Origin of the sequence: Hymenobacter sp. PAMC 26628, assembly GCF_001562275.1 — a bacterium.
Taxonomy (GTDB): Bacteria; Bacteroidota; Bacteroidia; order Cytophagales; family Hymenobacteraceae; genus Hymenobacter.
In genome coordinates this window covers 969,393-994,532 of sequence record NZ_CP014304.1, presented here as the reverse complement: position 1 = coordinate 994,532, position 25,140 = coordinate 969,393, and the positions used below count along the sequence as shown (strand labels likewise).

Here is a 25,140-nt window from a genome sequence, read left to right as displayed (position 1 = left end):
CCCGACCAACTACGTAGAACCGTCTGCCAAATCCCACCCGTGGGCCCCCCGGCAACATCTGCCGCGCTCAGCGGTTACCCCCGCGCTTCTTTTTTCCTTTTATGAACATCGGCATCGTCTGCTACCCCACCTACGGGGGCTCCGGCGTAGTGGCCACTGAGCTGGGCAAGGCCCTGGCCCAGCGCGGCCACCGCGTCCACTTCATCACCTACAGCCAGCCGGTGCGGCTCGACTTCTTCAACGAGAACCTGTTTTACCACGAGGTGTACGTACCCGCGTACCCGCTCTTCCAGTTTCCGCCCTACGAGTCGGCCCTGGCCAGCAAGATGGTCGACATCGTGCAGAACGAGAAACTCGACGTGCTGCACGTGCATTACGCCATTCCGCACGCCTCGGCAGCCTACCTGGCCAAGCAGATTCTACGCTCGCGCGGCATCGCCGCGCCCGTCGTCACCACGCTGCACGGCACCGACATTACGCTGGTGGGCAAAGACGCCAGCTACGAGCCGGTGGTCACGTTCAGCATCAACCAGAGCGACGGCGTGACGGCCGTATCGGCCGATTTGCGGCGCGAAACCTACGAGTCGTTTCCCATTGATAAAGAGGTGGAAGTGATTCCCAACTTTATCGACCTTATTCGCTTCCGCAAGCAGGACAAAAGCCATTTCCGGGCCGCCATTGCGCCCGAAGGCGAGAAGCTGCTCATCCACACCAGCAACTTCCGGGCGGTGAAGCGCGTGGAAGACGTGCTGCGCATCTTCGCCGGCGTGCGGGCCGAGATTCCAGCCAAGCTGCTGCTGGTGGGCGACGGCCCCGACCGCAGCCGCATGGAGAAGCTGGCCCGCGACCTCGATTGCCAGCGCGACATCCGCTTCCTGGGCAAGCTCGAAGCCGTGGAGGAAGTGCTCAGCGTGGGAGATTTATTCTTAATGCCGTCCGAGAATGAGAGTTTTGGCTTGGCCGCCCTAGAGGCCATGGCCTGCGAAATGCCCGTGGTGAGCACCAACGCCGGCGGCATTCCCGAGCTGAACGTCCACGGCGTAACCGGCATGGTAAGCAACATCGGCGACGTGGCCGACATGGTCAAAAACTCCCTCTACGTGCTCGACGACGCCAACCTGCCACGCTTCAAAGCCGCCGCCCGCGCCCGCGCCGAGGAGTTTGCCGTTGGCAACATCGTGCCCCTGTACGAGGATTGCTACCGCCGCGCCATCGCCGCCACCCTGGCTACAGTGTAGCGTAGACGCTGTGAGTCCGTGCGTTGAACGGCTAACATAAACCATTCAACGCGCGGACTACAACCGAAGGTCAGCGTAGCTAAAGTCCACGCTACAGGAATATACCCGCTATTTCCTGCCAGCTGTGCACGCGGCGGTAGCCCGTCTTGTGCACATTGTGCGGGGCGTTGAACAAGATGCCTTCGCCCCGAAAATGGTCGAAGTTGTAGGCGTTGTCGTCGATGAGGAAGTCGGCGTTGATAATGCTTTTATCGCCGCAAAACACGTAATGCGACCACGGAATAAAAGGAAAGTGCTGCTGCAACCAGTTGTACTTGTCCAGAAATGAGTTAGAAAATTCCATTGCCGCCGTGGCAATGAATAACTCGTAGCGCTCTGACATCTGGCGCAGCACTTGCTGACTGTCGGCCATCACCGGCAGGTCTTTGAAGAAACCGGGCGCGTTGGGGTAGGCGCGCAGGGCGGCTTGGTGCTCGGGGGCCACGGCGTCGGCCGCGTTGCGGCCGTGCAGCGACTCCAGGGTCAGTTCGCGTTGGAAATCACGGCCGTACCACTCCTGGAATCGGGCAATAGAATCGGCCATCACCTCGTCCATGTCGACGGCAATGCGGGTCTTTTTTTCCATAAGTAGCGGAGCCTGGGGCCCCAAGGCTAGGCAATTAAAACAGGCCGAACGCCTCGTGCTTCACGGCGGCCAGGGCCTGGGCAGTGGGCTCGGCGGCGTCGGTCATCAGGCCTTCGAGGATGCGCTTGGCCAGCTCGGTGCCGCGGGCCTGGCCGGGGTTGGGCAGGCCGTGGAAGGCGCGGTTCACCATCGTAAGCACGTTTTCCTTGGCCTCCTTCACCAGCACCCAGGCATCGGCCGACACGTAGAGCTGCTGCGAGAGGTTGTGGTCGTACTCGGCCCGAATTTCTTGTTGCAACAGGCGGTGGTAGTCGGGGGCCGATTGGCCGGCGCTGCTCAGGCGCACGAGTACGTTATTGGGCGAAATGCGCTCCAACATCAGCACCACCCGCTCGTAGGCTTGCAGGCGCAGGGGCAGCGTTTCCTTGCTGCTGGCCAGCCGCAGCTCGATGAGGCGGCGCTGCTGGTCTTTGTCCAGGTACTGCTTGAAAAGCAAGTAGATGGCCCCGGCCACAACGAGCGCCGGCAGAATAATTTTGAGCAATTCGAAGAGGTACGCGGGAGAATCCATGGGGCAGCACCCGGCTCCAGCCGGGCAGAAAGTGGGCACGGCACCGGCGGGGCCCCGCCGGCGGGCCGCGCTGGAGCCCGGCCGCTGGCAAAACTACGCCGTGAACCGCGGCCCGCCCAGCGCTGTTTACCTTGGCGCGGGGCCCCAGCCCGGGCCGGTGTATATTTGTTATTGTTCTAATTAATCTAACCTCGTCTTTCCTATGGCCAGCGTTGCCACCCTCGCCCCCATCAGCCTCACCGACCGCGCCGTGGTCGAGGTTAAAAATATCATCATGGAGAAAAACGTGCCCGACGACTACGGCTTGCGCATCGGCGTGCAGGGCGGCGGCTGCTCGGGCATGAGCTACTTGCTGGGCTTCGATAAGGCCAAGGAGCAGGATGAAACCTACGACCTCGACGGCCTCAAGCTCATCATGGACAAGAAGCACGCGATGTACGTGCTCGGCATGGAGGTCGATTTTCAGGACGGCCTCAACGCCCGTGGCTTCGTGTTCAACAACCCCCAGGCCAAAAGCACCTGCGGCTGCGGCTCGTCGTTCTCTGCCTAAACAATTACTGATTTTGACTGATTAACCGTGATTTCGCTGGTTTTTTCCGAATTGTTATGGACGTAAAATATTTGTCGGACGACAAGGGGAAAATAACCGGCGTTTTCATTGCCATCGAAGATTGGGAGCAGTTGCAAAAGCAGTACAACATCTCGCTCGCAGCCGCCGGGGCCCCCAATGCCCAGCTGCAAAACAGTCTCAGCGCCGCCCTCGCCAAAGCCAAGCCTGACGCGACGGACAACGCTTGATTCAAATACGATTGCCGCTCAACCGCCCACAAAAAAGCCCGGCTCGGCCGGGCTTTTTTGTGTCCATTTCCCAACGGCTTAAAATTGCAGTCGCTGGCCCTGCACCGGGTACAACATTCTCATCCCCAGCGCGTTGGCCACTGCCAGTTGCTGGGCAATGGTGGCCTCGTTGCTGGCCGGCGGTTTGCGGTGTGTGATGACGATGGGCACGGCGCGCAGGGCCCCGGGGCCCGCCGCCTGGCCCAACGCAGCCAGCTCCTGCATCAGCCGGGCGGGCGTGAGGTGGCCGAATAATAGCTTTTCGGGCTGCTCGTTGGCGTAGGAGGTTTCGATGAACAGGGCCTTGAGCTGGCCGGCCCGCACCAGGGGCCCCACGGCCTGCCACAGGGCTTGCAGCTGGTGGCTTTGCTCCAGCTCGTCGGCCCCAGTGTCGCCCACGTACAGCAAGTAACTATTCTGGCTGCGCAGCAGGAAGGCGGCGCTTTCGTAGGGCCGGGCGTGGCTGAGTGGGAAGGTGCGCACGCGCAGCGTGGTTTCGAGCAGCGCCACTTCAGGGCCCGGCGTTAGGGGCTGGAGGCGGTACTTGCCCAGGGCGGGTGGGGCCCCGGCGTTGCCAAAGTTGGGCCAGGCGCGCCAGTTGAAGTAATCGTTTTGCAGGGTAGCCAGGCAGCTGGGCAGGCCGTAAATCGTTTTGGCGTTGTCGTCGGGCGCGTTCAGCAGCAGGCCGGCTACGTGGTCGAGGTGGGCGTGCGAGATGAGGTAGGCCTTGATGTAGGTTTTCAGCACCACGCCGGCATCCACGGCAAACACCTTGTCAGCCACGGCTTTGTCGAGGCCAGTGCGTAGGCTGCCCGCGTCGAGGCATACGTAAGCCGTGCTACCGGCTGGCGCCACCAGGTAGGCCGAGAGGTTGCTTTCATCAAGCCCACCGCGCACGCCCAGCGGCACTACATCGAAGGCCGGCCGGCTGGGAACCTGCGCCGGGGCCCCCAGCGGCAGCAGCCCCAGCCACAGCCCCGCGAAGGCTCGCCGGAGGCGGTAACTTACCAAAGCCGGCGTTCTAGCTAAACTCATACGCATACCCGATTTCCTGCAAGTCGGCGGCGAGCATCGTCCAGTCTTCCAACTCTTCGTTGAGAGCCAGCGCCATTTTCTTGGTCAGCACTTCGTGCTGGTACACGGGAGCTACGGCGGCAGGCGCAATGGGCCGGCGGTCGGTTTCGTCGAGGTAGTACTCGGTGGCCCACTCGGCGTAGGTGGCGGGTTGGTTGTCAAAGATGGCGAGCAGTTCTTCCGAGCCATCGTCTTCGTTCGCCACGGGACCGGTTTGCCAGCCATCGGCGGGCGTGTACCAGAGGCAGAAGGTGGTGCCGATGGAAGCCACCGGCTCGCCCGCCATGAAATCGGCAAAAGCGACGGGCAGGCCGCGCGTCACCTGGGCTTTGGCGGGCTGGTCGTACTCGTGCAAGTAGCCGTTTATCACGCAGCCTTCGGGGCGGAACAAGACCAGCATTTGGTCTCCTTCGCCGTCGCGCATTTCGAGCAGCTCCTCGTTTTCGCCCCAGTTGGGGTTGTAGGAATAGTAGCGGTATTCCCAGTCGGGCGAGTTGATGGCGTCGAGCACGGCCAGCGCCTGGCACAGGCGCCGGAGGACGGGCGCCGCGGGCAGGGCCGCGTAGTTGGTCGTCGAAATCATGCGGGAAAAGGCAAGCGTTTAGTACGTCTTGTTCATGTCCTCCGGCACCACCACCACGTAGTCGGCCAAGTTTATGTTTTCCTTGGCCAGCCGGTCCAGCTGGGCTTGGGTGGCGACGCTGATGGTACGCACTTTCAGCGTGGGGGCCCCTTGGCGCAGGTAGGCCACGATGCCGTCGTGGTGGTCGGAGTGGTAACTACCGTTGAGGTGCAGCAGGGTTTGGCCGGGCTGGCGGCTGGTGCGGATGAAGTAGGCCATCGTGGCGTCCTTCAAGGCCTGGGCCTGGATGATGGTTTGGGCCCCGCCGCCGTGCGGGCTGTTGCCGCCACCGAACATGGCGGCCATGTTTTTGTAGCCGGGCAGGTCATAGTCCACTTTCAGCGGCAGCGGGGCTAGTAAGGCACGGTCGGCGGCGGGCAGCTTGTCGAGGGCAGTTAGGCTACCGCGGGCCACCTGCTGGGCAAACGGCCGCGGAGCGTTGGTGCCGATGACCGGGATGCCGTGGGCCTGCGCGAATTGCAGCAGCGGGCGGTAGTCGGTGCCGTAGTTGGGCCAGGGGCGCGCTTGGCGCTCGAAGGCCGAGTCGGGCAGGGTGCCGGCGGCGTACTGGGCCACCAGCGGCTGCACGTCGCGCTCAAACATTTCCAGGCCCAGCACCAGCTTGCCGGGGCCCTTGAGGCGCTGCAAGTCCTTGGCTACCTGCAGCTCCAGCCAGTGCGCCAGGGGGTCGTTGTGCTGCTCGCCGAAAAGCACTACGTCGGCCTGGGCCAGGTCGGCGAGCATCTGGTCGTAATCGGCATTTTTGCCATCGGCGGCGAAGAGGCGGTAGGCGGGCCGGTCGCCCAGCGTGAAGCTGCACAGGGCCAGCAGGCAGACGATTTTTAGCGCAAGGTTTCGCAAGGTTCGGGGTAGGTTTCGCGGAGGATTTGGGGCAAAGCGCCCGTTGCGGTTACGAACAGTTGGGCCCCGAAGTCGGTTGCGAAAACCGGAATAACTGCTCCCAGAGATAGTCGTGGCAGACGCAATCGAGCAATCGAAGCAATACAGGCCGTCATGCCCATTCAGCGTTCGTGCAGCCGGGACCAATAGCCAAGGCCGTCATGCTGAGCACAGCCGAAGCATCTCTACCGCTGAGTAAATATTACTGCTGCGGTAGAGATGCTTCGGCTGCGCTCAGCATGACGGCCTTGGTTGGCTTGAGGGCCCTACGTCCTACTCCCTACCCTTTGTAGAACATCCACTTGCCCAGCTCCTTATAGGTCACTTTTTTGCCGTACATGAGGATGCCCACGCGGTAGATGCGGGCGGCCACCCACGTCACGGCCACGAAGCCGACGATGAGCAGGCCCCCCGAGAGCAGCACCTGCCACAGCGGCACGCCGAAGGGCAGGCGCATCACCATGGCGATGGGCGAGGTGAAGGGAATCATCGAGAGCCAGAACGCCAAGGGCCCGTTGGGGTCGCCGTTGATGATGACGTTGATGCTCACGATGTAGCTCAGGATGAGCGGGATGGTGACCGGAAACATGAACTGCTGGGCGTCGGTCTGGTCGTCCACGGCCGAGCCGATGGCCGCGAACATGGCCGAGTACAACAGGTAGCCGCCCAGGAAAAAGAACAGGAAGCCGCCGATGATGCTGCCAATCGGCAGCCCCTCCAGCACCTTCCAGATGCTGAACGGGGCCCCGGCGCGTGGCGCGGTAATGGGCAGCTCGTCGGCATTGGCGGCCGCGGCGGCGCTGCTAGGGCGCGCATCGATGGCGCCCGGGGCCGCGGCGGCCCCACCGGCTGGCGCCGTTGCGGCGGTAGCGGCGGGGGCCCCGGGGCGGCTGGCGGCGGCCACCACGGGCGCTTTATCCTTCAGCAGCAGCGGCACGAGCACCGTGGTGAGGCCCCACGAGAGCGCCAGCCACAGCCCAAACTGCGTGAGCACCACACCCGCAATGCCCAGAATTTTGCCCATCATGAGTTGGAACGGCTTCACCGACGAAATCATGACTTCCATGATGCGGCTCGACTTTTCCTCGCTCACGCCGCGCATCACCTGCACGCCGTACATGAAAATAAAAAAGTACACCAGAATGGACAGCACGTAGGCCATGGCAGTGGTCACGCCCACGTCGTTACGGCGGCCGCCTTGCTGGGTGAGGTCGATGGCGGTGAGTTCAATTTTGGCTTGCAAAGCGTCAATGGTGGCCTGCTTCAGGCCCGAGCGCTCCATCTTCAGGGCCCCCAGGGCTTTGCTAACGGCGGCGCGCACGTCGCGCTGGCGTTTGAGCGGCACGTTGCCGTTGCCCAGCAACTGGATGCCGCGGGTGCTGTCGATGCTGGTGGCGGCGGGCACGTACAACAGGGCGTCCTCTTTGGTTTTGGACTTCTTAAACGCCGCTTCCGAGGCGGCCAGCGACGTGCCCAGGGCGGGCACGAACTGCACGTCGTCGTTGCTCACGAGCTGTGCGAGCAGGTGCAGCTGGCTCTCGTCGTACACGGCCACGATGTCGGGGCCCCCGCCCGTACTCAGCTTGCCGATGGCCAGCGACGAGGCCGCCAGCAATACCGGGGCGAGCAGGGAGATGACCAGAAAACTCTTTTTGCGCACCCGCGTGAGGTATTCGCGCTGGATGATGAGCCAGATTTTGTCCATGACGGCGGGAGGGTATTAGTTGGCGTAAGTGGCGGCGGTTTCGGGCATGGTTTCGCCCACGCGCTGGATAAAAATCTCGTTGATGCTCGGAATCCGCTCGCGGAAGGCGTGCACCTCCACCTGCCCGATGAGGAAGCGCAGCAGCTCGTTGGGCGTGGTGCCGGTGTGCAGCCGCACCCGGGCGTAGAAGTGGTCGTTTTCGCGCGCCTTTTGCTCCACCACCTCAAAATCGGGGTGCGCGAGGATGGGGCGGCCCTTGCCCTCCACCTCGTAGGTGTTGGTTTTGAACTGGTTTTTGATGGCCGACACCGGCCCGTCGAGCACCTTCCGCGACTTGTTAATCAGCGCAATGCTGTCGCACAGCTCCTCCACCGACTCCATGCGGTGGGTCGAGAAAATGATGGTCGCGCCCTGCTGGCGCAGCGCCAAAATCTCGTCTTTGATCAGGTTGGCGTTGATGGGGTCGAAGCCCGAAAACGGCTCGTCGAGGATAATTAGCTCGGGCTGGTGCAGCACCGTGGCGATAAACTGCACCTTCTGCTGCATGCCCTTGCTGAGGTCTTCCACGTTTTTTTGGGCCCAGGGTATTAGGTCGAGGCGCGCCAGCCACTGCTTGATGCGGGCCGTGGCGTCGGCCCGCTTCAGGCCGCGCAGCTGGGCCAGGTACAGCAGCTGCTCGCCCACTTTCATCTTTTTGTAGAGGCCGCGCTCTTCGGGCAGGTAGCCGATGCGGCCGATGTGCTCGGGCCCCAGGCGCTGCCCGCGGAAGCGAATTTCGCCGCCGTCGGCCCCCGTAATCTGGGTGATGATGCGGATGAGGGACGTTTTGCCCGCGCCGTTGGGCCCCAGCAGGCCGAAAATGCTTTGCTCGGGAATGGCGAGGCTCACGCCGTCGAGGGCGGTGTGGGCGGCGTAGGTTTTGCGCACGTCCAGGGCTTCAAGGATTGGCGTCATGGCAGAAAGAAGAGAAGAATAGGAATTTGCAAGAATACGCATGAATGGCTAGAGCACCGCCTCAGGCGCCGAGGCCCGGCTCGTCCAGCTCGCGCAGGTTAGCGTCGAGCCGGTCGAGGTGGCGGCCGTAGAGCTGGTGCAGGTAGCGGCGCGTGAGGTGGGCCACGGCCAGCTGCAGCAGGGCCCCCAGCGCCAGCAGCACGCCGCCCACCACCAGCACCCGCCCCGAGCGAAACCCACCGGGCCGGGCCAGCTCGCGGCCCACGGCGTACCCAAGCAGCGAGAACAACGCCAGGGGCCCCATGGCAAGCGTGAGGCGAAAGTTGAAGCGCAGCAGCTGGCGCAAGCCGGCGCTCAGCCGCTGCAAGTGGCCCCGCAGGTGGCCATCGGCGGCGGCCATCTGCCCCAGCACGGCCAGCACGCGGTAGTAATAATAAAACATACCTAGCCCTAGCCCCAGCAGCACCACGGCGTAGAACCGGTAAATCAGCTGCGTGCTGCTGGCCCACAGCACGGCCGCCCCCACCATTACCAGCGCGGTGAAGGCCTGCTCCCAGTGGGTGTTGCGGCGCATGCGGGCCACCAGGCCGCCCGAACCGCGGGCCAGCCAGCTGCTAAGCTGGCCAGCGTCGAGGGCCGGGCCGGGCGGGGCGGGCTGCTGCCACTGCCGGCGCAAATCGTCGAGTTCCATAATGAATAGGGCTTAGCGGCGAACCAATAATTGACGGAGCTTTTCTTGCACGCGGTGCATTTTCACGCGCACGTTGTTTTGGGTAATACCCAATATATCAGCCATTTCCTCGTAGGGCCGGTCTTCCAGGTACAGCAGCACGAAGGCTTTGTCAACCTCCGAGAGCCGGGCAATGGCGCGGTAGAGGGCGGCGGTTTCTTCGGGCTCGAAGGCGGCGGCTTCGGGGGCCTGGGCCACTTGCAGCGCGTCGGCGCCGAGGGCCCCGGGCGCCGGGTGGCGGGTGCGGTGGCGCAGGTTGCTCACGGCCACGTTCAGGGCCACGCGGTAGAGCCAGGTGCTGAGCTTGGCGCCCGGCTGGGGCACGTAGCGCGGCCAGGCCCGCCAGAGCTGCAGCACCATTTCCTGGAACAAATCCTGGCGGTCGTCGGCGTCCTGGCAGTAGAGGCGGGCCACCCGCCGCAGCAGCGGCTGGTACTCGTTCAGGGCCCCCACAAAGTCGGGAGCAGTAGCAACGGCGGTCATGCGGAGCAGTAATTTCGGGAAGTTAATCGCCGCCCGCCGCCACGCATTACATGTCTGAACCACGGATTTGGCGGATTTTTCGAATGAATCGGATTTTGGGGACGATTGCCTCCTTAAAATGGCTTATAAAATAAATTTTGGCCCAAAAAAAGGCCACCCAACTGGGCGGCCTTTCTGCATCTACAAAATCCGATTCATCCGAAAAATCCGCCGAATCCGTGGTTCAGACAAATTTTACTGGAAGTACTCTTTCACTTTTTCGAAGAAGCCCTTTTCATTCTTGCCGGGGTGAGGCACGAAATTTTGCGACTCACGTAACTTTTCGAGCAGGTCGCGCTCCTCGCTGCTCACGCTTTTCGGCGTCCACACGTTCAGGTGGATGAGCTGGTCGCCGCGGCCGTAGCCGTTCAGGTCCTTGATGCCCTTGCCGCGCAGGCGCAGGATTTTGCCCGGCTGGGTGCCGGGGTCGACCTTAATTTTCACCTTGCCCTCGATGGTGGGCACCTCCAGGTTGGCCCCTAAAGCAGCGTCCACGAACGAGATGTACTGCTCAAACATGATGTTGTTGCCGTCGCGCTTCAGGAACTCGTGCGGCTCCTCCTCAATCTGAATCAGCAGGTCGCCAGGCACGCCACCGCGCTCGGGGTAGTTACCTTTACCGTTCATGCTCAGTTGCATGTCGTTGGCCACGCCGGCGGGGATGTTGATGGGAATCACTTCCTCGTGCAGCTGGCGGCCTTCGCCCTTGCACACGTCGCAGGTGGCCGTGATGGTTTTGCCCTCGCCGTGGCAGGTGGGGCAGGTGCTGCTGCTCATCATCTGGCCCAGCATGGTGTTCACCACTTTCTTTACCTGGCCCTGGCCCTGGCAGGTGGCGCAGGTTTTCAGCTCGGTGCCGTTTTTGGCGCCGCTGCCACCGCAGGGCTGGCAGGCCACATAGCGCTTCACCTTAATTTTTTTCTCGACGCCATTGGCGACTTCCTCCAGGTCGAGCTTCAGCTTGATGCGCAGGTTCGAGCCCTTTCTCACGCGCTTGCCGCCGCCCTGGCGCCCGCCAAAAAAGCCCTCAAACCCCCCACCGCCGCCACCGAAGATATCGCCGAACTGCGAGAAGATATCGTCCATGTTGGGGGCCCCGCCGCCGCCGCCCTGCTGGTGGCCAAACCGGTCGTAGCGCGCCCGCTTGTCGGGGTTGCTCAGCACCTCGTACGCCTCGGCCGCCTCCTTAAACTTGTCCTCGGCCGAGGGGTCGTCGGGGTTTTTATCCGGGTGGTACTTGATGGCCATCTTGCGGTACGCCGACTTAATCTCGTCACCGGCCGCGGTGCGGGTCACGCCCAATACTTCGTAATAATCTGCCTTAGTTGCCATCGACGTTATTTATTTTTTTATCATGCTAATTTTTATTCCCGCTCGGCACTGCGAAAGGCCGCGCCCGGCGGGGATAAAAGATAATTCAAGCTATTGTCCCAACACTACTTTGGCGTGGCGAATCACTTTATCGCCTAAGTAATAGCCTCTTTCTACTTCGTCAACAATCTTACCGCGCAAATCGTCGCTCGGGGCCGGAATTTGGGTAATGGCCTCGTGCAGCTCGGCATCGAAGTCGCCGCCTTTTACTTCCATCGGCACCAAACCCTTTTGCTGCAAGGTTTTGCCGAGCTTGTTGTAGATGATGGCGATGCTCTCGCGCACGGCGTCGGCATCGGGCGTGGTGAGGGTGGCGGCGCGGGCCCGCTCGAAGTCGTCGAGCACCGGCAGCAAGGCCGTCATCAGCTCCTGGTTAGCGGTTTTGAACAGCTCGATGCGCTCCTTGGTGGTGCGACGCTTGTAGTTCTCAAACTCGGCGGCCTGGCGCAGGTATTTGTCTTTAAGGTCGGCCAGCTCGGCGTCGGGGCGGGCCCCGGCGGCGCTGGCGTCGGGGGTTTCGCCATCGGCCATTTCGCCAGCGGCGTGGGTGGGGTCAGCGGTCAGGTTGTCGTCCTGGGGCAGGTTGTTATCGTTGGCCATTGTCGGAAATATGCGTCGGAATGGGTTTTTCACGGGGTTGGGCCTTGCGGCAAGGGCCCCGGCGCAAGGAGTTTGCCAAAGGGCCCGCGGCTGCCAGTTTGGCACGGCCCGCACGGGGGCCTTTGCCCACACCGGGGACCAGGCACGTACATTAGGCCAGCGAAAAACTCCTTTCTATGTCCGTCGCCCCATCCCTCACCTGCATTGTCGTCGACGATAATGAAATGAACCGGCTTACGCTGGAGCACTTAATTGAGCTCACGGAAGGGCTCGTGCTGGTGGCATCGCTGGGCGACGCGATGGAGGCCCTAGATTTTTTGCGCCACCACCCGCCGGTCGATTTGCTGCTGCTCGACATCGAAATGCCCCACCTCTCGGGCTTGGAGCTGGCGCGCATCCTGCCCCCGCCGCCGCCCGAAATCATTCTCGTTACCTCGCACCGCGACTTCGCCGTGGAGGCCTTTGCCCTGCACGCGGCCGACTACTTGGTGAAGCCCGTAGAGCCTGCCCGCTTCCAGCAAGCGGTGCGCCGCGCCGCCGCTCGCCGCGCCGCGCCCACGCTCCCCGCGGCCACGGCCGAGCTGCCGGCCCCCGACGACCACGACCAGCACTTGTTCGTGAAGGTGAACAATAAGCTCGTGCGCCTCGACTTTGGCGACGTGCTGTTCATCGAAGCCCTGTCTACCTACTCAGTGCTGGTGACGGCTACGCAGCGGCACATCGTGTACGCCACCCTCAAGGCGGTGGGCGAGCGGCTGCCCTTCGAGCATTTCCAGCGCGTGCACCGTTCCTACATCGTCAACACCCAGCGCATCGATTCCGTCGAAGACCACCTGCTGCGCCTGGGGCCCTACGAAGTACCCATAGGCAAGTCGTACCAGGACGCCTTTTACCGCAGCTTGCGCAACTTATAGCCAAACTTTGCCAGTCGCGTTTCCGCGCCAACCGCATCGCATCGGCAATTCCAGCCTGGCGTGTAGCGCCACGAATTACAAGATTCGCGCTGCCAACCAGTCCCGTATACACTGGCCGCAGCACCGTTCAGGGGCCCCGGGTTGCGCCGAAGCCGAGGCAGCATTTCGCCGGCCGCGATGCGGCCGGGCACGCGCTACGTTAGCGCCGCTTCAAACAACATAACGCGGCTGCGCAGCGGCGGGATGAGGATAGCGGACTTGCCCACCACCGCCCGGCAGCAGGTTATCGCGCGCAGCCCGCCCTTGGCATCCAAACCAAAAGCGGGGATATTGGTCACCAGCGCCAGTAAATCGGCGTAGGGCCCTCAACGCAGGCGCCCCGGCCTGAAGGCCACGGGCAGGGCCACGCGTGCGGCGGCGCCGCCGGGGGCCAGTAGGCGCTGCCACAACCATACTAGCCGCACGTAGCTGCGCGACGTGGGCTGGCGGCCTTCCAGCAGCGGCCCGGCCAGCACCTATGGGCCACCGGCCGAGTGCCACGCAAACCGCAACAAGACCGCCGGGAGCCGCACCTCAGCCCGCACCCACTGTCCTTTGGGCCACGCCGGGGCCCTCGGCCCGCTGGGGGCCCAGCGGGCCGGCTACACCCAGCCTCAGCCCCACGCCCAGCCGCATCAGCGCAGCTTCGGTAGCGCCCAAAAACAGCTACGGAAAGGCTTCTTCATGGCGAATGAGCAAAGCAGAGGCAGCGGCAATACGCAGCAGCCGGCCCGCCCCGCGCCCCACAACCGGCCCCGTGGGCCCCGCCCTGGAAGGGCGAACTGCCAAAAAAAGTCGTGCATCCGGCGCGGGCTACCGGCCCTGGGCCGCCATGAGCTAAGTCAGCACATTTTCTGCAAAGTCGGCACTTGCCACTATTTTCCAAGGCTGCCTCAAATAGGTAGCTCGGCGGGCAGCTCGCACAGGGCTTGCTCCACGGCAGCCAACAGGGCAGCCAGTGCCGGGGCGCGGTCGTCGAAGGGCCCCTCGGTGGGGCGGGACGTGAGCAAGGCCACGGCCGCCACGGGCCGCATGATGCCCAGGGCCAGCAGGTTGGGCTTGATGTGGTGCACCACGCGGGCCACCTGCGCCCAGTCGTGGGCGGCGGCGGCGGCGCGCAGCTGCGCTAGGCTGGTGGGGGCGTTGGCTAGAAACGAGCGGATGATTTTCAGCACGAACGGGGTGCGGCCCTGGGCCAGGCGGCGCAGGTGGGCCAGGTCGTAGGCCGGGGCTGGCGGCGGCAGCAGGGCCACCATTTTGTGGTGCAGCTCGGTTTCGTCGTAGGGCTTGGCCAGGTAGTCGTTGAAGCCGGCGGCGAGGTAGCGTTCCCCGTCGGCTCGAAATGCGTTGGCGGTGAGCGCAACAACTGGCGTGGCGGCCCGGCGCGGATCGGGCAGTTGGCGCAGGAGCACCGTGGTGTCGACGCCGCTCAGGCCCGGCAGCTGGATGTCCATCAGCACCACGTCGTAGGGCGGGGCAGTGGCCAGCCGGGCCAGGGCAGCGGGACCATCCGGCACTTCGTCGAGCAGCGCGCCCCACGGTTCCAGCAGCATCCGCACCACAGTGCGGCTGATTTCGTTGTCTTCCACCAGCAGCACCCGCGCGCCGGCCAGGCGGCCAGTATCGTAGGGCGCGGGGCCCCCAGCGGGCGCTTCGGCAGGCACTTCGGCCTTGGGCAGCACCAGGGCGAAAGCGAAGGTGCTGCCCGCGCCCAGCGCGCTGGTGAGGGTGAGGGCGCCGCCCATCTGCTCTACCAGGGCCCGCGAAATACTCAGGCCCAGGCCCGTGCCACCGTGGCGGCGGGCAGTGTCGGCCTGGGCCTGGGCGAAGCTCTCGAACACCAGGGCCTGCTTGTCGGGGGCAATGCCGGGACCCGTGTCGGCCACGCTGAAGCGCACGGTCACGGCAGTAGCCGTTTCGGCCACTTGCTCGCCCTTTACCGTCACACTGCCCTCCTCGGTAAACTTCACGGCGTTGCTCACCAGGTTGAGCAGAATTTGGATGAGCCGGTGTGGGTCGCCCACCACCCACGGCACGGGGCAGCTTGCGCGCAGGGGCCACGCCTCAAAGGACAGCCCCTTTTCCTGGGCCTGTGCAGCCAGGGGTTGCAGCGCCTCGCCCAGCGCGTCGCACAGGTTGAAGGCGGTTTGCTCCAGCTCGAGCTTGCCAGCCGTGATTTTGGCCATATCGAGCACGTCGTTGAGCACCGCCAGCAGGTGCTGGCCCGAAGCGCGTACCACGCGCACCAATTCCTGCTGGCGGGCGTCGAGGTGAGTTTTGGCCAGTTGGGCCGTCATGCCCAATACCCCGTTCATGGGCGTGCGGATTTCGTGGCTCATGTTGGCCAGGAAGTTCTCACGGGCGCGGGCTGTGGCCTCTGCCTCTGCCCGCGCCCGCTGGGTGGCCTTCTCGGCCAGCACCCGGTCTGTTATGTCGTGGGTGTGCGAGATAACGTAGGGCGCCTGGCCGGCCTCGCGCACCACCACGTTGCGGTACAGCAGGTGGCGCACCCCCGTGGGGCCCTGCACCCGCACCACACCTTCGGCCTCGCCGGCCACCGCGGCAGCAATGCGCTCCAGGTACCCTGCAAAGACGAGCCGGTCGCCGGCCACCAGGTAGGCGGCCACGGGCTGGCCAGGTAAGGCCGCGGCGGAAACCCCCAGCAGGGCGGCCAGCATGGGGTTGGCCGAGAGCAGGGTACCGTTCAGGTCGCAGGTAAAAATGAGGGCCTGGGCGTAGTGCATCAGGTCGCGGTAGCGCTTTTCGCTGCGTTCCAAGGTGTACTGGGCTTGTTTGAGCGCCGTTATGTCGGTGCTCACGCCCAGCACGTGCACTGCGCCGTCGGGGCGCAGTAGCGGGCGCTTCACGGTGTGGTACCAGCGCACCTCGCCTAAAGGCAGCGTAAGGCAGTCTTCGGTAACTATTTCCTGCCGGTTTTGCACCACGCGGGCATCGTCGGCGGCATAGGCGCGCCGCTCGCCGGCCGCCACGCTGCCCTGAGCCAAGGCTTGGAGTGGCAGCATTTCGGCCCGCAACAGCTGGCAGGCCTGGTTCTGAAATAGCACGTGCTGGTCCAGGTCGCGAACGTAGATAACGTTGGGCGTAGTGTCGAGCACTAGCGCGGTAAATCTCTGCTGCTCGCGCAGTTGCGCCTCGGCCTGCACCCGGCCGGTAATGTCAGTGTTGTAGGCAATGATGAATTCCAGGGCCCCCGACGTGCCAAACACGGGCTGGTAGTAGCGCAGGAAATGGCTTACGCGCCCGTCGGGTTCGGGGTAGGACTCCTGCCATTCGAGGCCGCGGCGCTCGGCCACGGCCTGGGCCATCAGGTCGTGGCGGCGGGCCGCTACGTCGGGCGGGCGGCCCATGAAACCGGCCGTGTCCAGCATAGTTTTGCCCAGCCACTGCCGGCGCTCGGCCGCGTCGGGCACGCTGCGGGCGTTGAGGTAGCAGTAGCGCTGGTCAGGGCCAAATACGGCCACCTGGCTGGGCAGCTCATCCAGCACCCGTTCGTAAAACGCTTGCTGCTCACGCATTTGCCGCTCGGCCTGGTGGCGAGCCGTTACGTCAACTACGTACGCATTCACGTACCCCGTGGCAACCGATGGCACCAGCGACACTTGCAGCCCGTGGGATTCGTAGTGCAACTCCGTCTGGTGCGGACGGCCGTCGCGCAGGCTCTGGACGGCCAGCGCCCGCAGCTGCACCCGCAGCGCCGCCGCTGCCAGGGGCCCCAATTGGTGACGCAGGCGCACGGCGGCGGGATTGGCGTAGGTGCGCTCACCGGCTGCGTTGTAGCGCAGTACGGGGTTGGGGTTTTGTTGGGCCAAGCCCGAACCCAGGCTCAGCTGCTGGTTGGCGGCCCGGGCCTCCCGCAGCTCCGCTTCCAGCGCCTGGATGCGGGCCTGGGCCACGGCAAGGGGCGACGAAGTAACGGAAGCGGCGGGCATGGGGCGGCAGAGTTGAGTAGCGGAAACTAGCAATACGCTGCCCAAGGTTCGGGACCCAACGACGAAAGTCCGTCGGTCAGCAACAGCCAGCTTGCTAAGTATTGTTTTTCAATCGGTAACGATAATAATAACGCTTCGCATAGAAAGCAACTACGCCAATGAGCAGCGCCAGCAGGGCCCCGAGCAACAGTTGCCCCCAAGCAGTAAAACCACTCGGTTTGCCATGACCCAAATTAAGGAAATGAACCGGTTCGTCAAAAAGCCCCATGATGATGGCGGCGTGCACAAAGGTGGCGCTGACCGTCCACCAGCGCGTACCAGCCATGAGGGGCAGCTTGTTGTTTTTAACCAGTACCTGCACCACCGAGAACACGATCCACAACGACCAGCTGACCGCTACTAGCTGGCAGACGAAGCTGAGGACGACCGTTGCAAGTTCAAAGAACAAGCCGAAAACTAAACAGTAATAATTTAGGGCTTAGGAAGCAGAGCTAGACTTTAGGGGGTATTGACGAAGTTCTTTACGCAAGACCTTGTAGAGGTCTTGGTAGCGATGATTGAAGCGAAATACACACTCTTTCAAAGGCAGCAGAAAGGGATGCTTGGGCACGCCGGCAAACTGGTGCAGGCGACTTTTAGCAAAGCGCCAGAACGATTCGATGCCGTTGATATGGGCTGCCCCTTGCACGAACTCGTTGTGGCTGTGCAGCACCCGGTAGTGCCGGTCAAACCCCACGTCCACCCGGCCATCGTCGCCGCGCCAGCCATCGGCATTAACCAGCGCAGCGGGGTCGATTTTACCCCGAATAATGCCCTGCAAGGTCTTTTTCGAGCAGTCCGGCACCATTTCGGTGTACACCTGCCCCCCACGTTTGAACAGGCCGAAGACAATGGTTTTGCTGCCCGCTCCTCGGCCCCGTTTGCCCCGTACCCGGCGCGGGCCGAAGTACGATTCGTCCAGTTCGAGCGCCCCACCCAACTCGACTGGCACGGGGCAGCGCGGGTGCAGGCGGCGACGCAGCCGCAGGTATCCGTCGTTGACCGCGCGCACGCTCAAGCCCGTGAGCCGGGCGGTGTCCGAAGCCGTCAAATCCAAGGCAAACAGGCGCAGTAAGTAGCGAAATTTGACCTCCGAAAGTTTGCTGCATTTATAATAGCGGTTAACTGGCGGCATAGCAGTAAGTTATGCCCTAAATTCTGACTTTTGCTTCCTAAGCCCCTAATTTATAATCAGGGCAAAAAGCATCTGCCCCCCAAAATACTGTAATCACGAGGAGACAACTCAGTATTTTAAACCAAGCGGGCAGTAATGCCTTGTCGCTTTGAGGATTATCCAGGGGTAATGGCATATAGATTCTTACAGGAATTATCCCGCGTGCAGGGCCTGCCAAATCATGTCCTTTAACGGCTGAATATTTTGGTTGATTGGACTGGAAATGCACAGAAATTTAAACATGATTGGTCCATTTTAGCGATAAGTTTCGCTAATCGCCTAAATTACCCTCACATTTACTTCATTTTTAATTCGCCCAGACTAATAAGCACAATAATTTCTTAAGCAGCTATTGAATTTATTCTATCTAGTCAATACACAATCCAACACGATGAAAGCAGTAATCTTGGCTGGGGGCTATGGCACCCGCATCAGCGAAGAAAGTAGTATCCGGCCAAAGCCAATGGTAGAAATTGGGGGGCGTCCCATCTTGTGGCACATCATGAAGATATATGCTCACCATGGTATCAGTGAATTTATCATCTGTTGCGGCTTTAAAGGCCACATTATCAAACAGTATTTCGCTGATTACTTCCTGCACAACGCCGATGTGACATTTTGTATGGCTCGCAACGAAATGCGGGTCCACCGGGCCCACGCCGAGCCATGGACCGTCACGCTGGTCGACACCGGCCAAAATACCATGACTGGGGGCCGCCTGCGGCGGGTGCGGGAATATTTAGGCAGCGAAACCTTTTGCCTGACCTACGGCGATGGCGTAAGCAACGTCGATATCAACGCCTCCGTTGCCCACCACCGTGCCCACGGCAAGCTGGCTACCCTCACGGCCGTTCATCAGCCCGGCCGCTTCGGGGTCTTCAACCTCAACGAGAACTCGGCGCTGGTGAATGGGTTCACCGAGAAACCCATTGGCGAGGTGATGCCATGGGTCAACGGCGGCTTTTTTGTGCTCGATCCGGCAGTACTTGATTACATCGAGGGCGATGCCACCGTTTGGGAACACGAGCCGTTGGCGCAACTCGCGGCCGATGGCCAGCTTACCGCTTTTCGCCACGCGGGCTTTTGGCAGCCAATGGACAGCCTGCGCGACAAAAACTTGCTGGAAAACTTGTGGCAGCAGGGCGATGCTCCCTGGAAGGTGTGGACTACCGCCGCCAGCTCGCCCTCTTTTACTTCGATGGACCCACTGGCGGCAGTATAGCAGCGGCGCCATTTCTATCAAAAACGGGGTAGCCGAGTGGCTGTTTAACCAGTCTGCTTTGGTCTCAAAGGCACCTTAATCGTGCCCGTGCAGATTCAAGTGTTTTAGCAACTTATTTATCAAATCAATCATGGAACGTATTTTGATAACCGGCAACATGGGCTACGTTGGGCCGGGCGTAGTGCAGCGCTTGCGGCAGGAGTTCCCACAAGCTCAGCTTATAGGCTACGACGCCGGTTATTTTGCGCATTGCCTGACGGGGCCCACGCGCCTGCCCGAATCTCGCCTTGACCGCCAAATTTTCGGTGATGTTCGCCACCTCCCCGCCGAATTGCTGCGCGATGTAGACGGGGTGGTTCACTTGGCTGCCATCAGCAACGACCCCATGGGGCAAACTTACGAGGCCGCCACAATGGCCGTCAACCACGCGGCCGGTATCCGGCTGGCGCAGTTGGCCAAGCAGGCAGGGGTGCGGGCGTTCGTATTTGCTAGTTCGTGCAGCATTTACGGGGCCGGGGGCGACGCCGCCAAAACCGAAGCCGCGGCCCTGAATCCGCTGACGGCCTACGCCCGCTCCAAAGTGCAAAGCGAACAAGATTTGCAGGCCTTGGCGGGCGATGGCTTCACCGTGACCTGCCTGCGCTTTGCCACGGCCTGCGGCTGGAGCGACCGGCTGCGCCTAGACCTGGTAGTGAACGATTTTGTGGCGGGCGCGGTGGCTACGGGCCAAATTAGCATTCTCAGCGACGGCTCGCCCTGGCGGCCGCTCATCCACGTGCAGGACATGGCCCGGGCCATCGAGTGGGCCCTGGGCCGCCCAGCTGCCCATGGCGGCCAGTTCCTGGCCGTGAATGCGGGCACCGCCGCCTGGAACTACCAGGTTCGGGATTTGGCGGCCGCAGTGGCCGCAATCATCCCGGGCACCGAAGTGGTGCTGAACCCGGCAGCCCCGCCCGACAAACGCTCGTACCGGGTCGACTTTGACTTGTTTCGCCAGCTGGCTCCGCAACATCAGCCCCAACGCACCTTGCCGGATACAATTGCCGAACTGCGGGACGGCCTGCGGCGCATGAACTTCCACGATGCCAATTTTCGCTCCTCGGACCTGATCCGGTTGCGCGTCCTCGGCCACCTGCGCGAAACCGGCCAGCTTACCGAAACGCTGGCCTGGGCCCCCGAATTAGCGGCCCAGCCGGCCTTGGCTTAACGTTTGCTACCTGGGTTTATCCCCCCTTCTATCTACCGTAGCATTATTTGACTATGATTTTCACCGAAACCCCCCTCGCCGGCGCCTTTATCATCGACGTAGAGCGGCGCGTTGACGAACGCGGTTTTTTTGCCCGCAGCTGGTGCGAAGATGAATTTGCGGCCCACGGTATTATGCTACCGCCCCAGCAGGCCAACGTTTCTTCCAACCCTCGGCGCGGCACCCTGCGCGGCATGCACTACCAACTGCCGCCCCACGAGGAAACCAAACTGGTGCGCTGCACCCGCGGGGCCATCCACGACGTCATCGTGGACCTGCGGGAAGAGTCGCCTACTTACGGGCACTGGCTTGGCGTGGACCTAACCGCGGATTCTTTCCGCATGTTGTTTGTGCCGGGCCGCTTCGCCCACGGCTTTCTCACACTTGCCGATGATACCGACGTGGGCTACCAGGTATCCGCCAAGTACGCGCCGGGTGCCGAGCGTGGCCTGCGGTGGGATGATCCCGGCCTGGGCATCATCTGGCCGCTGGCACCCGTCCTCGTTTCCGAGAAAGACCGCCAGCACCCCGACTTTGTGCCGGCTTGGCCACTTGCGCCGACCAAATAATTCCTCCTGCCGGACACTTTTCATTTTACCGCATGATTTTGATTGACAGCGCCCTTCAACGGCGGCATCAAGCCGGCAACCCCATTCGCGTGGGCATGGTCGGGGCCGGGTTTATGGGCCGGGGCGTGGCCCGGCAGATTTGCCGGTACGTGCCCGGTATGGAGCTTGTGGCCATCGCCAACCGCACCCTGGCCAACGCCCGCCACGCCTACGCCGAGGCCGGCGTGGCCGAGGTGCGGGAAGCCAACACCCTGGCCGAGTTGGAAGCCTGCATCCAGGCGGGCCAGCCCGCCATCACCGACGATGCCCTGCTGCTGGGCCAAGCTGCTGGCATCGACGCCATCATCGAAGTAACCGGGGCCGTGGAGTATGGCGCACGCGTGGTGCTGAAGGCCATTGGCCACGGCAAGCACATCGTGCTCTTGAACGCCGAATTGGACGGCACCGTGGGGCCCATCCTGAAAGTGTACGCCGACCGTGCCGGCGTGGTATATACTGTGGCCGACGGCGACCAACCGGGCGTAACGCTCAACCTAGTCCGGTTTGTTAAAGGCATGGGCATTAAGCCCGTCATGTGCGGCAATATTAAGGGACTGCACGACCCCTACCGCAACCCCACCACTCAGGAAGGGTTTGCCCGGCAATGGGGCCAGAACCCAAGCATGGTCACCAGCTTCGCCGATGGCAGCAAAATCAGCTTCGAGCAGGCCGTTATTGCCAACGCTTTGGGGATGCGGGTGGCACGCCGGGGCATGCTGGGTCCCACCGTCGCGCCCGGCACCCCCGTAACCGAGGCTCCTGACTGGTACCCGCACGATTTGCTTTTAAATGGGGGCCCCGGCATAGTCGATTATGTGGTCGGGGCAGCCCCCGGGCCCGGGGTTTTCGTGCTAGGCACCATCAACGACCCTGTGCAGCAGCACTACCTCAAGCTCTACAAGCTTGGCCCGGGCCCGCTTTATTGCTTCCACACGCCCTACCACCTCTGCCACTTCGAAACGCCCAATTCTGTGGCACGGGCGGTTCTTTTTCACGACGCAACGCTGGCTCCCGCGGGCCCAATGAGCGTAGAAGTGGTCACGGCTGCTAAAATCCCGTTGCGGGCAGGCCAGCTGCTCGACGGCATTGGCCACTACCACACCTACGGCTTGGCCGAAAACGCCGATGTAGTGCGGCAGGAAAAATTGCTCCCCCTTGGCGTAGCCGAGGGTTGCACTTTGCGCCGCGACATTCCCCGCGACCAAGTGTTGTGCTACGACGACGTGATTTTGCCCGAAAACCGGCTAGTAGACCAGCTTCGCCGTGAACAAGAAACATATTTTAGCTCTACGGCCACCGCACTTTTAAGCAGTGGCTACCCGGTTACTGAGTAAAGCAGAACAGCAACCTTTTGTATTGCACGTGAATTATTTTCAAGGAGTATATACTCAACACCCAATTTTTGCCCAAATACGATGAGCTCCGGTTCAATGCAGATTCGCGCCGCCAAGGTTTATATAACTTCTGCTTACGAAGACTCCGAGCCACTCGGTGCATTCTTAAGAAATGCTGCCCTGGATAAATACAAAAAACATACAGTGGTGAACACGGCGGAAGAAGCCGACATTATTCTGTTCATCGAAAACTCTCGGTATCATTCAGACCCTTTTTTTAAAAAGCTAAAGAATAATCCACTTGCTAAAAAATATCCCCATAAAACATTCATGTACAACCCGCACGATTTGCCTTGGCTTATCCTGCCCGGGCTGTATACGTGTTTTCCTAAACAAACGTTTGATGACCGCAAGATGCGTGCGTCACCTTATCTAGAAACAATAAACACGTACATATCGTGTGATTTAACCGTAATACCGGATTTTCTTTTTTCATTTTATGGAAAACCGCAATCAAAGCCTCGAAAGGAAATTTTGAAGCTGCGGCACGAGCGTGGACTTATCATGACTTCAGAGCGAGACATGTACGCGCCCGAAAAACCAAAAGACTTGCAGCTGCGCTATGCAGCATTACTTACCAATAGCAAGTTTGTTTTGTGCCCCAAGGGGATAGGAACGTCATCTAGCCGCTTGTTCGAAACCATGCAAGCCGGTCGAATACCGGTAATCATCTCCGATAACTGGGTACGCCCCGCTGGGCCTAAATGGGATGAATTTGCAATCTTTATTCCTGAAAACCAAGTACATACCATTCCAGCCGTTCTCGCCCGTGAAGAGCTAAACTGGCTCTCAAAAGCTACCCTGGCCCGGGAAAATTGGGAGGCTTTTTTTGCTCCGGATGCACTCTTCACCTACTTTGTGGATAATCTACTCGAATTAAATAAAAAGCATGGAAAAGGAAAAAGCAAAATCAATTTTAAGCTTGGCAATTTAGTTTATTTCACGAGGTATTTTTTCAGGAAAACCGTTATCGAACCTATTAAATTGCTAATCCTTTCCTCAAGAATAATTTGACGTAAATCATACTTTGTGCAGGGCCTGCCAAATCATGTCCTTCAGCGGCTGGATGTTCTTGTTGATCAGGCTGGAAATGAACACCGTGGGCGGCAAATCGGCGGGTAGCGAGGCGCGCATCTCGGCCTCCAGCTCCTCGTCGAGCATGTCGGTTTTGGTGATGGCGAGCAGGCGCGTTTTATCGAGCAGCTCGGGGTTGAATTGGCGCAGCTCGCCCAGCAGCACTTGGTATTCGGCGGCAATGTCGGGGCTGTCGCAGGCTATCATAAAGAGCAGCATGGAGTTGCGCTCGATGTGGCGCAAAAAGCGTGTGCCCAACCCCCGGCCCTCAGCCGCGCCCTCGATGATGCCGGGAATGTCGGCCATCACGAACGACTTGAAGTCGCGGTAGGCCACCACGCCCAGGTTGGGCACGAGGGTGGTGAAGGCGTAGTCGGCAATTTTGGGCTTGGCCGCCGACACCACCGAAAGCAGCGTGCTCTTGCCCGCGTTGGGGAAGCCCACCAAGCCCACGTCGGCCAACAGCTTCAACTCTAGCACGACCAGGGCCTCCACGGCCGGCTCGCCGGGCTGGGCGTACTCCGGGGCTTGGTTGGTGGAAGTTTTGAAGTGGTCGTTGCCCAGGCCGCCGCGCCCGCCGGGCACCAGAATCAGGCGCTGGCCCTGCTCCGTGATTTCGAGCAGTTGCTCACCGGTTTCGGCGCTCCGGGCCACCGTGCCGAGGGGCACTTGCAGCACAATGTCGGCCCCCTGGGCCCCCGAGCGCAGGTTTTCGCCGCCGCCCTCGCCGTCTTTGGCAAACACGTGCTTTTGGTACTGCAAGTGCAGCAAGGTCCACAGCTGCGAGTTGCCCTCCAGAATGATGTGGCCGCCACGGCCGCCGTCGCCGCCGTCGGGGCCCCCGTTGGGCAAGCCCTTGGCGCGGAAGAAATGGTGCGAACCCGCCCCGCCTTTGCCCGAGCGGCAAACCAGTTTAACGTAGTCGATGAAGTTATTAGAAGCCACTGCTATGGGGATTTGAATTAAAAATTATGCGTTGCGAATCGCCGGACGGGCTAATAATAAATGAGTTATGAATTTCAGACGCATGGGCCGAAACTCATAACTCATCACTTCTAACTCGCAACATGGTTGCTACTGCTACGCCTGTACCTCTCTGATGGCCGCGACCGGGGTTTCGTTGGCAGCCGCTTGGTGCTGGTCGATAACGGCGCACACCTGGCCAAAAATGTCGTCGATAATCCCAATGCCATTGAGGGCGTGGAACTTGTGCTGGGCGGCGTAGTAGCCGGCCACCTGGGCAGTTTCGGTGTTGTACACCGTTACGCGGCGCCGGATCTTGGTTTCGTCCTGGTCGTCGGGGCGGTTGCTGGTTTTGCCGCGTTCCAGCAGGCGCGTCACCAGCTCCTCCTCCCCTACTTCCAGGGCCACCATGCAGCCGATGGTGGCCTGGTGCTGGGCCAGCAGCCGGTCGAGGCTTTCGGCCTGCGGCACGGTGCGCGGGAAGCCGTCGAAGATGAAGCCCGCAGCGGCTTTGTTGGCGTTCAGGGCGCTGTCAATCATGCCAATCACGACTTCGTCGGGCACCAGCAGGCCTTCGTCCATCAGCTTTTTGGCGCGCAGGCCTAGCTCCGTGCCCTGGGCAATCTGGGCTCGCAGCAAGTCGCCAGTACTTAGGTGCACCAGGTGGTAGTGAGCGATGAGCTTCTGGCTCTGGGTGCCTTTGCCCGCACCGGGCGGGCCGAACAGTACAATATTCAGCATGGAAACGGGGGCTGGGCGCAAACGCGC

At 61.6% G+C, this 25,140-nt stretch carries 26 protein-coding genes; 9 read left to right on the top strand and 17 right to left on the bottom strand.

Going from position 1 to position 25,140, the window contains the following annotated elements:
- The first annotated feature begins 101 nt into the window (after positions 1 to 101).
- On the top strand, positions 102 to 1,238 hold the full coding sequence (bshA, locus tag AXW84_RS04675) for an N-acetyl-alpha-D-glucosaminyl L-malate synthase BshA (protein WP_068229389.1): 1,137 nt from the start codon (positions 102 to 104) through the stop codon (positions 1,236 to 1,238).
- Positions 1,239 to 1,329: 91 nt separating this feature from the next.
- Here bshA and AXW84_RS04670 read toward each other — a convergent pair whose 3' ends face one another.
- Together AXW84_RS04670 and AXW84_RS04665 are read right to left on the bottom strand one after the other, a co-directional pair.
- Positions 1,330 to 1,863: a 5' nucleotidase, NT5C type gene (locus AXW84_RS04670; RefSeq protein WP_068229386.1), complete on the bottom strand. Its 534-nt coding sequence runs from the start codon at positions 1,861 to 1,863 to the stop codon at positions 1,330 to 1,332.
- 34 nt (positions 1,864 to 1,897) lie between these two features.
- On the bottom strand, positions 1,898 to 2,434 hold the full coding sequence (locus AXW84_RS04665; protein WP_068229384.1) for a DUF7935 family protein: 537 nt from the start codon (positions 2,432 to 2,434) through the stop codon (positions 1,898 to 1,900).
- Between the two features lie 202 nt (positions 2,435 to 2,636).
- On the opposite strand from AXW84_RS04665, the gene AXW84_RS04655 reads away from it, so the two are divergent.
- A complete protein-coding gene (locus AXW84_RS04655; protein WP_068229377.1) occupies positions 2,637 to 2,984 on the top strand; it encodes a HesB/IscA family protein in 348 nt (115 codons plus the stop codon).
- A 56-nt stretch (positions 2,985 to 3,040) separates the two neighbouring features.
- Positions 3,041 to 3,232, top strand: coding sequence for a hypothetical protein (locus AXW84_RS04650; protein WP_068229374.1), 192 nt, complete (start codon positions 3,041 to 3,043; stop codon positions 3,230 to 3,232).
- A 78-nt stretch (positions 3,233 to 3,310) separates the two neighbouring features.
- Here the strand turns inward: AXW84_RS04650 and AXW84_RS04645 are convergent, their stop codons facing one another.
- The 9 genes from AXW84_RS04645 to AXW84_RS04605 form a co-directional block, all read right to left on the bottom strand.
- Positions 3,311 to 4,306: an MBL fold metallo-hydrolase gene (locus AXW84_RS04645; RefSeq protein WP_082773699.1), complete on the bottom strand. Its 996-nt coding sequence runs from the start codon at positions 4,304 to 4,306 to the stop codon at positions 3,311 to 3,313.
- Complete coding sequence (locus tag AXW84_RS04640) at positions 4,293 to 4,928, bottom strand: hypothetical protein (RefSeq protein WP_068229372.1); 636 nt, start codon at positions 4,926 to 4,928, stop codon at positions 4,293 to 4,295. Before AXW84_RS04640 ends, AXW84_RS04645 begins: the two co-directional genes overlap by 14 nt.
- Before the next feature lie 18 nt (positions 4,929 to 4,946).
- The gene (locus tag AXW84_RS04635) at positions 4,947 to 5,828 is read right to left on the bottom strand and encodes a ChaN family lipoprotein (protein ID WP_068229369.1); all 882 of its coding nucleotides are present in this window, start codon (positions 5,826 to 5,828) and stop codon (positions 4,947 to 4,949) included.
- Positions 5,829 to 6,147: 319 nt separating this feature from the next.
- Complete coding sequence (locus tag AXW84_RS04630; protein WP_068229366.1) at positions 6,148 to 7,572, bottom strand: ABC transporter permease; 1,425 nt, start codon at positions 7,570 to 7,572, stop codon at positions 6,148 to 6,150.
- A gap of 15 nt (positions 7,573 to 7,587) precedes the next feature.
- Positions 7,588 to 8,526 carry an ABC transporter ATP-binding protein gene (locus tag AXW84_RS04625; protein WP_068229363.1) on the bottom strand — a complete coding sequence of 313 codons (939 nt, stop codon included), beginning with the start codon at positions 8,524 to 8,526 and terminating at the stop codon, positions 7,588 to 7,590.
- Positions 8,527 to 8,587: 61 nt separating this feature from the next.
- A complete protein-coding gene (locus AXW84_RS04620) occupies positions 8,588 to 9,217 on the bottom strand; it encodes a hypothetical protein (protein ID WP_068229361.1) in 630 nt (209 codons plus the stop codon).
- Between the two features lie 12 nt (positions 9,218 to 9,229).
- Positions 9,230 to 9,739 (bottom strand): RNA polymerase sigma factor, encoded by a 510-nt coding sequence (locus AXW84_RS04615; RefSeq protein WP_068229359.1) that lies wholly within the window; start codon positions 9,737 to 9,739, stop codon positions 9,230 to 9,232.
- 234 nt (positions 9,740 to 9,973) lie between these two features.
- Complete coding sequence (gene dnaJ, locus AXW84_RS04610) at positions 9,974 to 11,110, bottom strand: molecular chaperone DnaJ (RefSeq protein ID WP_068229357.1); 1,137 nt, start codon at positions 11,108 to 11,110, stop codon at positions 9,974 to 9,976.
- A 90-nt stretch (positions 11,111 to 11,200) separates the two neighbouring features.
- A complete protein-coding gene (locus AXW84_RS04605; RefSeq protein WP_068229355.1) occupies positions 11,201 to 11,749 on the bottom strand; it encodes a nucleotide exchange factor GrpE in 549 nt (182 codons plus the stop codon).
- A gap of 176 nt (positions 11,750 to 11,925) precedes the next feature.
- Between AXW84_RS04605 and AXW84_RS04600 the strand changes: the two genes are divergently transcribed.
- Positions 11,926 to 12,663, top strand: a complete 738-nt coding sequence (locus AXW84_RS04600) for a LytR/AlgR family response regulator transcription factor (protein WP_071891000.1) — start codon at positions 11,926 to 11,928, stop codon at positions 12,661 to 12,663.
- A 194-nt stretch (positions 12,664 to 12,857) separates the two neighbouring features.
- On the opposite strand, the gene AXW84_RS24495 is transcribed toward AXW84_RS04600, so the two are convergent.
- From AXW84_RS24495 to AXW84_RS04585, 4 genes are all read right to left on the bottom strand, one after another.
- Positions 12,858 to 13,001 carry a hypothetical protein gene (locus AXW84_RS24495; RefSeq protein WP_157886813.1) on the bottom strand — a complete coding sequence of 48 codons (144 nt, stop codon included), beginning with the start codon at positions 12,999 to 13,001 and terminating at the stop codon, positions 12,858 to 12,860.
- A gap of 594 nt (positions 13,002 to 13,595) precedes the next feature.
- Complete coding sequence (locus tag AXW84_RS04595) at positions 13,596 to 16,652, bottom strand: PAS domain-containing protein (RefSeq protein WP_068229347.1); 3,057 nt, start codon at positions 16,650 to 16,652, stop codon at positions 13,596 to 13,598.
- A gap of 94 nt (positions 16,653 to 16,746) precedes the next feature.
- Positions 16,747 to 17,100 carry a hypothetical protein gene (locus tag AXW84_RS04590; protein ID WP_068229345.1) on the bottom strand — a complete coding sequence of 118 codons (354 nt, stop codon included), beginning with the start codon at positions 17,098 to 17,100 and terminating at the stop codon, positions 16,747 to 16,749.
- A 30-nt stretch (positions 17,101 to 17,130) separates the two neighbouring features.
- Positions 17,131 to 17,826, bottom strand: a complete 696-nt coding sequence (locus AXW84_RS04585) for an IS1595 family transposase (RefSeq protein WP_068229343.1) — start codon at positions 17,824 to 17,826, stop codon at positions 17,131 to 17,133.
- Positions 17,827 to 18,256: 430 nt separating this feature from the next.
- Here AXW84_RS04585 and rfbF point away from each other — a divergent pair, with 430 nt between their 5' ends.
- From rfbF to AXW84_RS23035, 5 genes are all read left to right on the top strand, one after another.
- Entirely contained in the window at positions 18,257 to 19,087 is an 831-nt protein-coding gene (rfbF, locus tag AXW84_RS04580; protein WP_068229340.1) for a glucose-1-phosphate cytidylyltransferase, read from the top strand.
- A gap of 130 nt (positions 19,088 to 19,217) precedes the next feature.
- Positions 19,218 to 20,294, top strand: coding sequence for an NAD-dependent epimerase/dehydratase family protein (locus AXW84_RS04575; RefSeq protein ID WP_068229337.1), 1,077 nt, complete (start codon positions 19,218 to 19,220; stop codon positions 20,292 to 20,294).
- A gap of 53 nt (positions 20,295 to 20,347) precedes the next feature.
- Positions 20,348 to 20,902, top strand: a complete 555-nt coding sequence (rfbC, locus tag AXW84_RS04570; protein ID WP_068229335.1) for a dTDP-4-dehydrorhamnose 3,5-epimerase — start codon at positions 20,348 to 20,350, stop codon at positions 20,900 to 20,902.
- Positions 20,903 to 20,934: 32 nt separating this feature from the next.
- Positions 20,935 to 22,275: an NAD(P)H-dependent oxidoreductase gene (locus tag AXW84_RS04565; RefSeq protein WP_068229329.1), complete on the top strand. Its 1,341-nt coding sequence runs from the start codon at positions 20,935 to 20,937 to the stop codon at positions 22,273 to 22,275.
- An 81-nt stretch (positions 22,276 to 22,356) separates the two neighbouring features.
- Complete coding sequence (locus AXW84_RS23035; RefSeq protein WP_082773698.1) at positions 22,357 to 23,349, top strand: exostosin domain-containing protein; 993 nt, start codon at positions 22,357 to 22,359, stop codon at positions 23,347 to 23,349.
- A gap of 6 nt (positions 23,350 to 23,355) precedes the next feature.
- Here AXW84_RS23035 and obgE read toward each other — a convergent pair whose 3' ends face one another.
- Positions 23,356 to 24,354: a GTPase ObgE gene (obgE, locus tag AXW84_RS04560; RefSeq protein ID WP_068229327.1), complete on the bottom strand. Its 999-nt coding sequence runs from the start codon at positions 24,352 to 24,354 to the stop codon at positions 23,356 to 23,358.
- Positions 24,355 to 24,489: 135 nt separating this feature from the next.
- Positions 24,490 to 25,113 (bottom strand): adenylate kinase, encoded by a 624-nt coding sequence (locus tag AXW84_RS04555; protein WP_068229324.1) that lies wholly within the window; start codon positions 25,111 to 25,113, stop codon positions 24,490 to 24,492.
- Positions 25,114 to 25,140: the final 27 nt, after the last annotated feature.

Bases quoted from the DNA above. Each gene is read 5' to 3' on its own strand.
- bshA (WP_068229389.1), top strand. From the start codon at position 102: ATGAACATCGGCATCGTCTGCTACCCCACCTACGGGGGCTCCGGCGTA.
- AXW84_RS04670 (WP_068229386.1), bottom strand. From the start codon at position 1,863: ATGGAAAAAAAGACCCGCATTGCCGTCGACATGGACGAGGTGATGGCC.
- AXW84_RS04665 (WP_068229384.1), bottom strand. From the start codon at position 2,434: ATGGATTCTCCCGCGTACCTCTTCGAATTGCTCAAAATTATTCTGCCG.
- AXW84_RS04655 (WP_068229377.1), top strand. From the start codon at position 2,637: ATGGCCAGCGTTGCCACCCTCGCCCCCATCAGCCTCACCGACCGCGCC.
- AXW84_RS04650 (WP_068229374.1), top strand. From the start codon at position 3,041: ATGGACGTAAAATATTTGTCGGACGACAAGGGGAAAATAACCGGCGTT.
- AXW84_RS04645 (WP_082773699.1), bottom strand. From the start codon at position 4,306: ATGAGTTTAGCTAGAACGCCGGCTTTGGTAAGTTACCGCCTCCGGCGA.
- AXW84_RS04640 (WP_068229372.1), bottom strand. From the start codon at position 4,928: ATGATTTCGACGACCAACTACGCGGCCCTGCCCGCGGCGCCCGTCCTC.
- AXW84_RS04630 (WP_068229366.1), bottom strand. From the start codon at position 7,572: ATGGACAAAATCTGGCTCATCATCCAGCGCGAATACCTCACGCGGGTG.
- AXW84_RS04625 (WP_068229363.1), bottom strand. From the start codon at position 8,526: ATGACGCCAATCCTTGAAGCCCTGGACGTGCGCAAAACCTACGCCGCC.
- AXW84_RS04620 (WP_068229361.1), bottom strand. From the start codon at position 9,217: ATGGAACTCGACGATTTGCGCCGGCAGTGGCAGCAGCCCGCCCCGCCC.
- AXW84_RS04615 (WP_068229359.1), bottom strand. From the start codon at position 9,739: ATGACCGCCGTTGCTACTGCTCCCGACTTTGTGGGGGCCCTGAACGAG.
- dnaJ (WP_068229357.1), bottom strand. From the start codon at position 11,110: ATGGCAACTAAGGCAGATTATTACGAAGTATTGGGCGTGACCCGCACC.
- AXW84_RS04605 (WP_068229355.1), bottom strand. From the start codon at position 11,749: ATGGCCAACGATAACAACCTGCCCCAGGACGACAACCTGACCGCTGAC.
- AXW84_RS04600 (WP_071891000.1), top strand. From the start codon at position 11,926: ATGTCCGTCGCCCCATCCCTCACCTGCATTGTCGTCGACGATAATGAA.
- AXW84_RS04595 (WP_068229347.1), bottom strand. From the start codon at position 16,652: ATGCCCGCCGCTTCCGTTACTTCGTCGCCCCTTGCCGTGGCCCAGGCC.
- AXW84_RS04585 (WP_068229343.1), bottom strand. From the start codon at position 17,826: ATGCCGCCAGTTAACCGCTATTATAAATGCAGCAAACTTTCGGAGGTC.
- rfbF (WP_068229340.1), top strand. From the start codon at position 18,257: ATGAAAGCAGTAATCTTGGCTGGGGGCTATGGCACCCGCATCAGCGAA.
- AXW84_RS04575 (WP_068229337.1), top strand. From the start codon at position 19,218: ATGGAACGTATTTTGATAACCGGCAACATGGGCTACGTTGGGCCGGGC.
- rfbC (WP_068229335.1), top strand. From the start codon at position 20,348: ATGATTTTCACCGAAACCCCCCTCGCCGGCGCCTTTATCATCGACGTA.
- AXW84_RS04565 (WP_068229329.1), top strand. From the start codon at position 20,935: ATGATTTTGATTGACAGCGCCCTTCAACGGCGGCATCAAGCCGGCAAC.
- AXW84_RS23035 (WP_082773698.1), top strand. From the start codon at position 22,357: ATGAGCTCCGGTTCAATGCAGATTCGCGCCGCCAAGGTTTATATAACT.
- AXW84_RS04555 (WP_068229324.1), bottom strand. From the start codon at position 25,113: ATGCTGAATATTGTACTGTTCGGCCCGCCCGGTGCGGGCAAAGGCACC.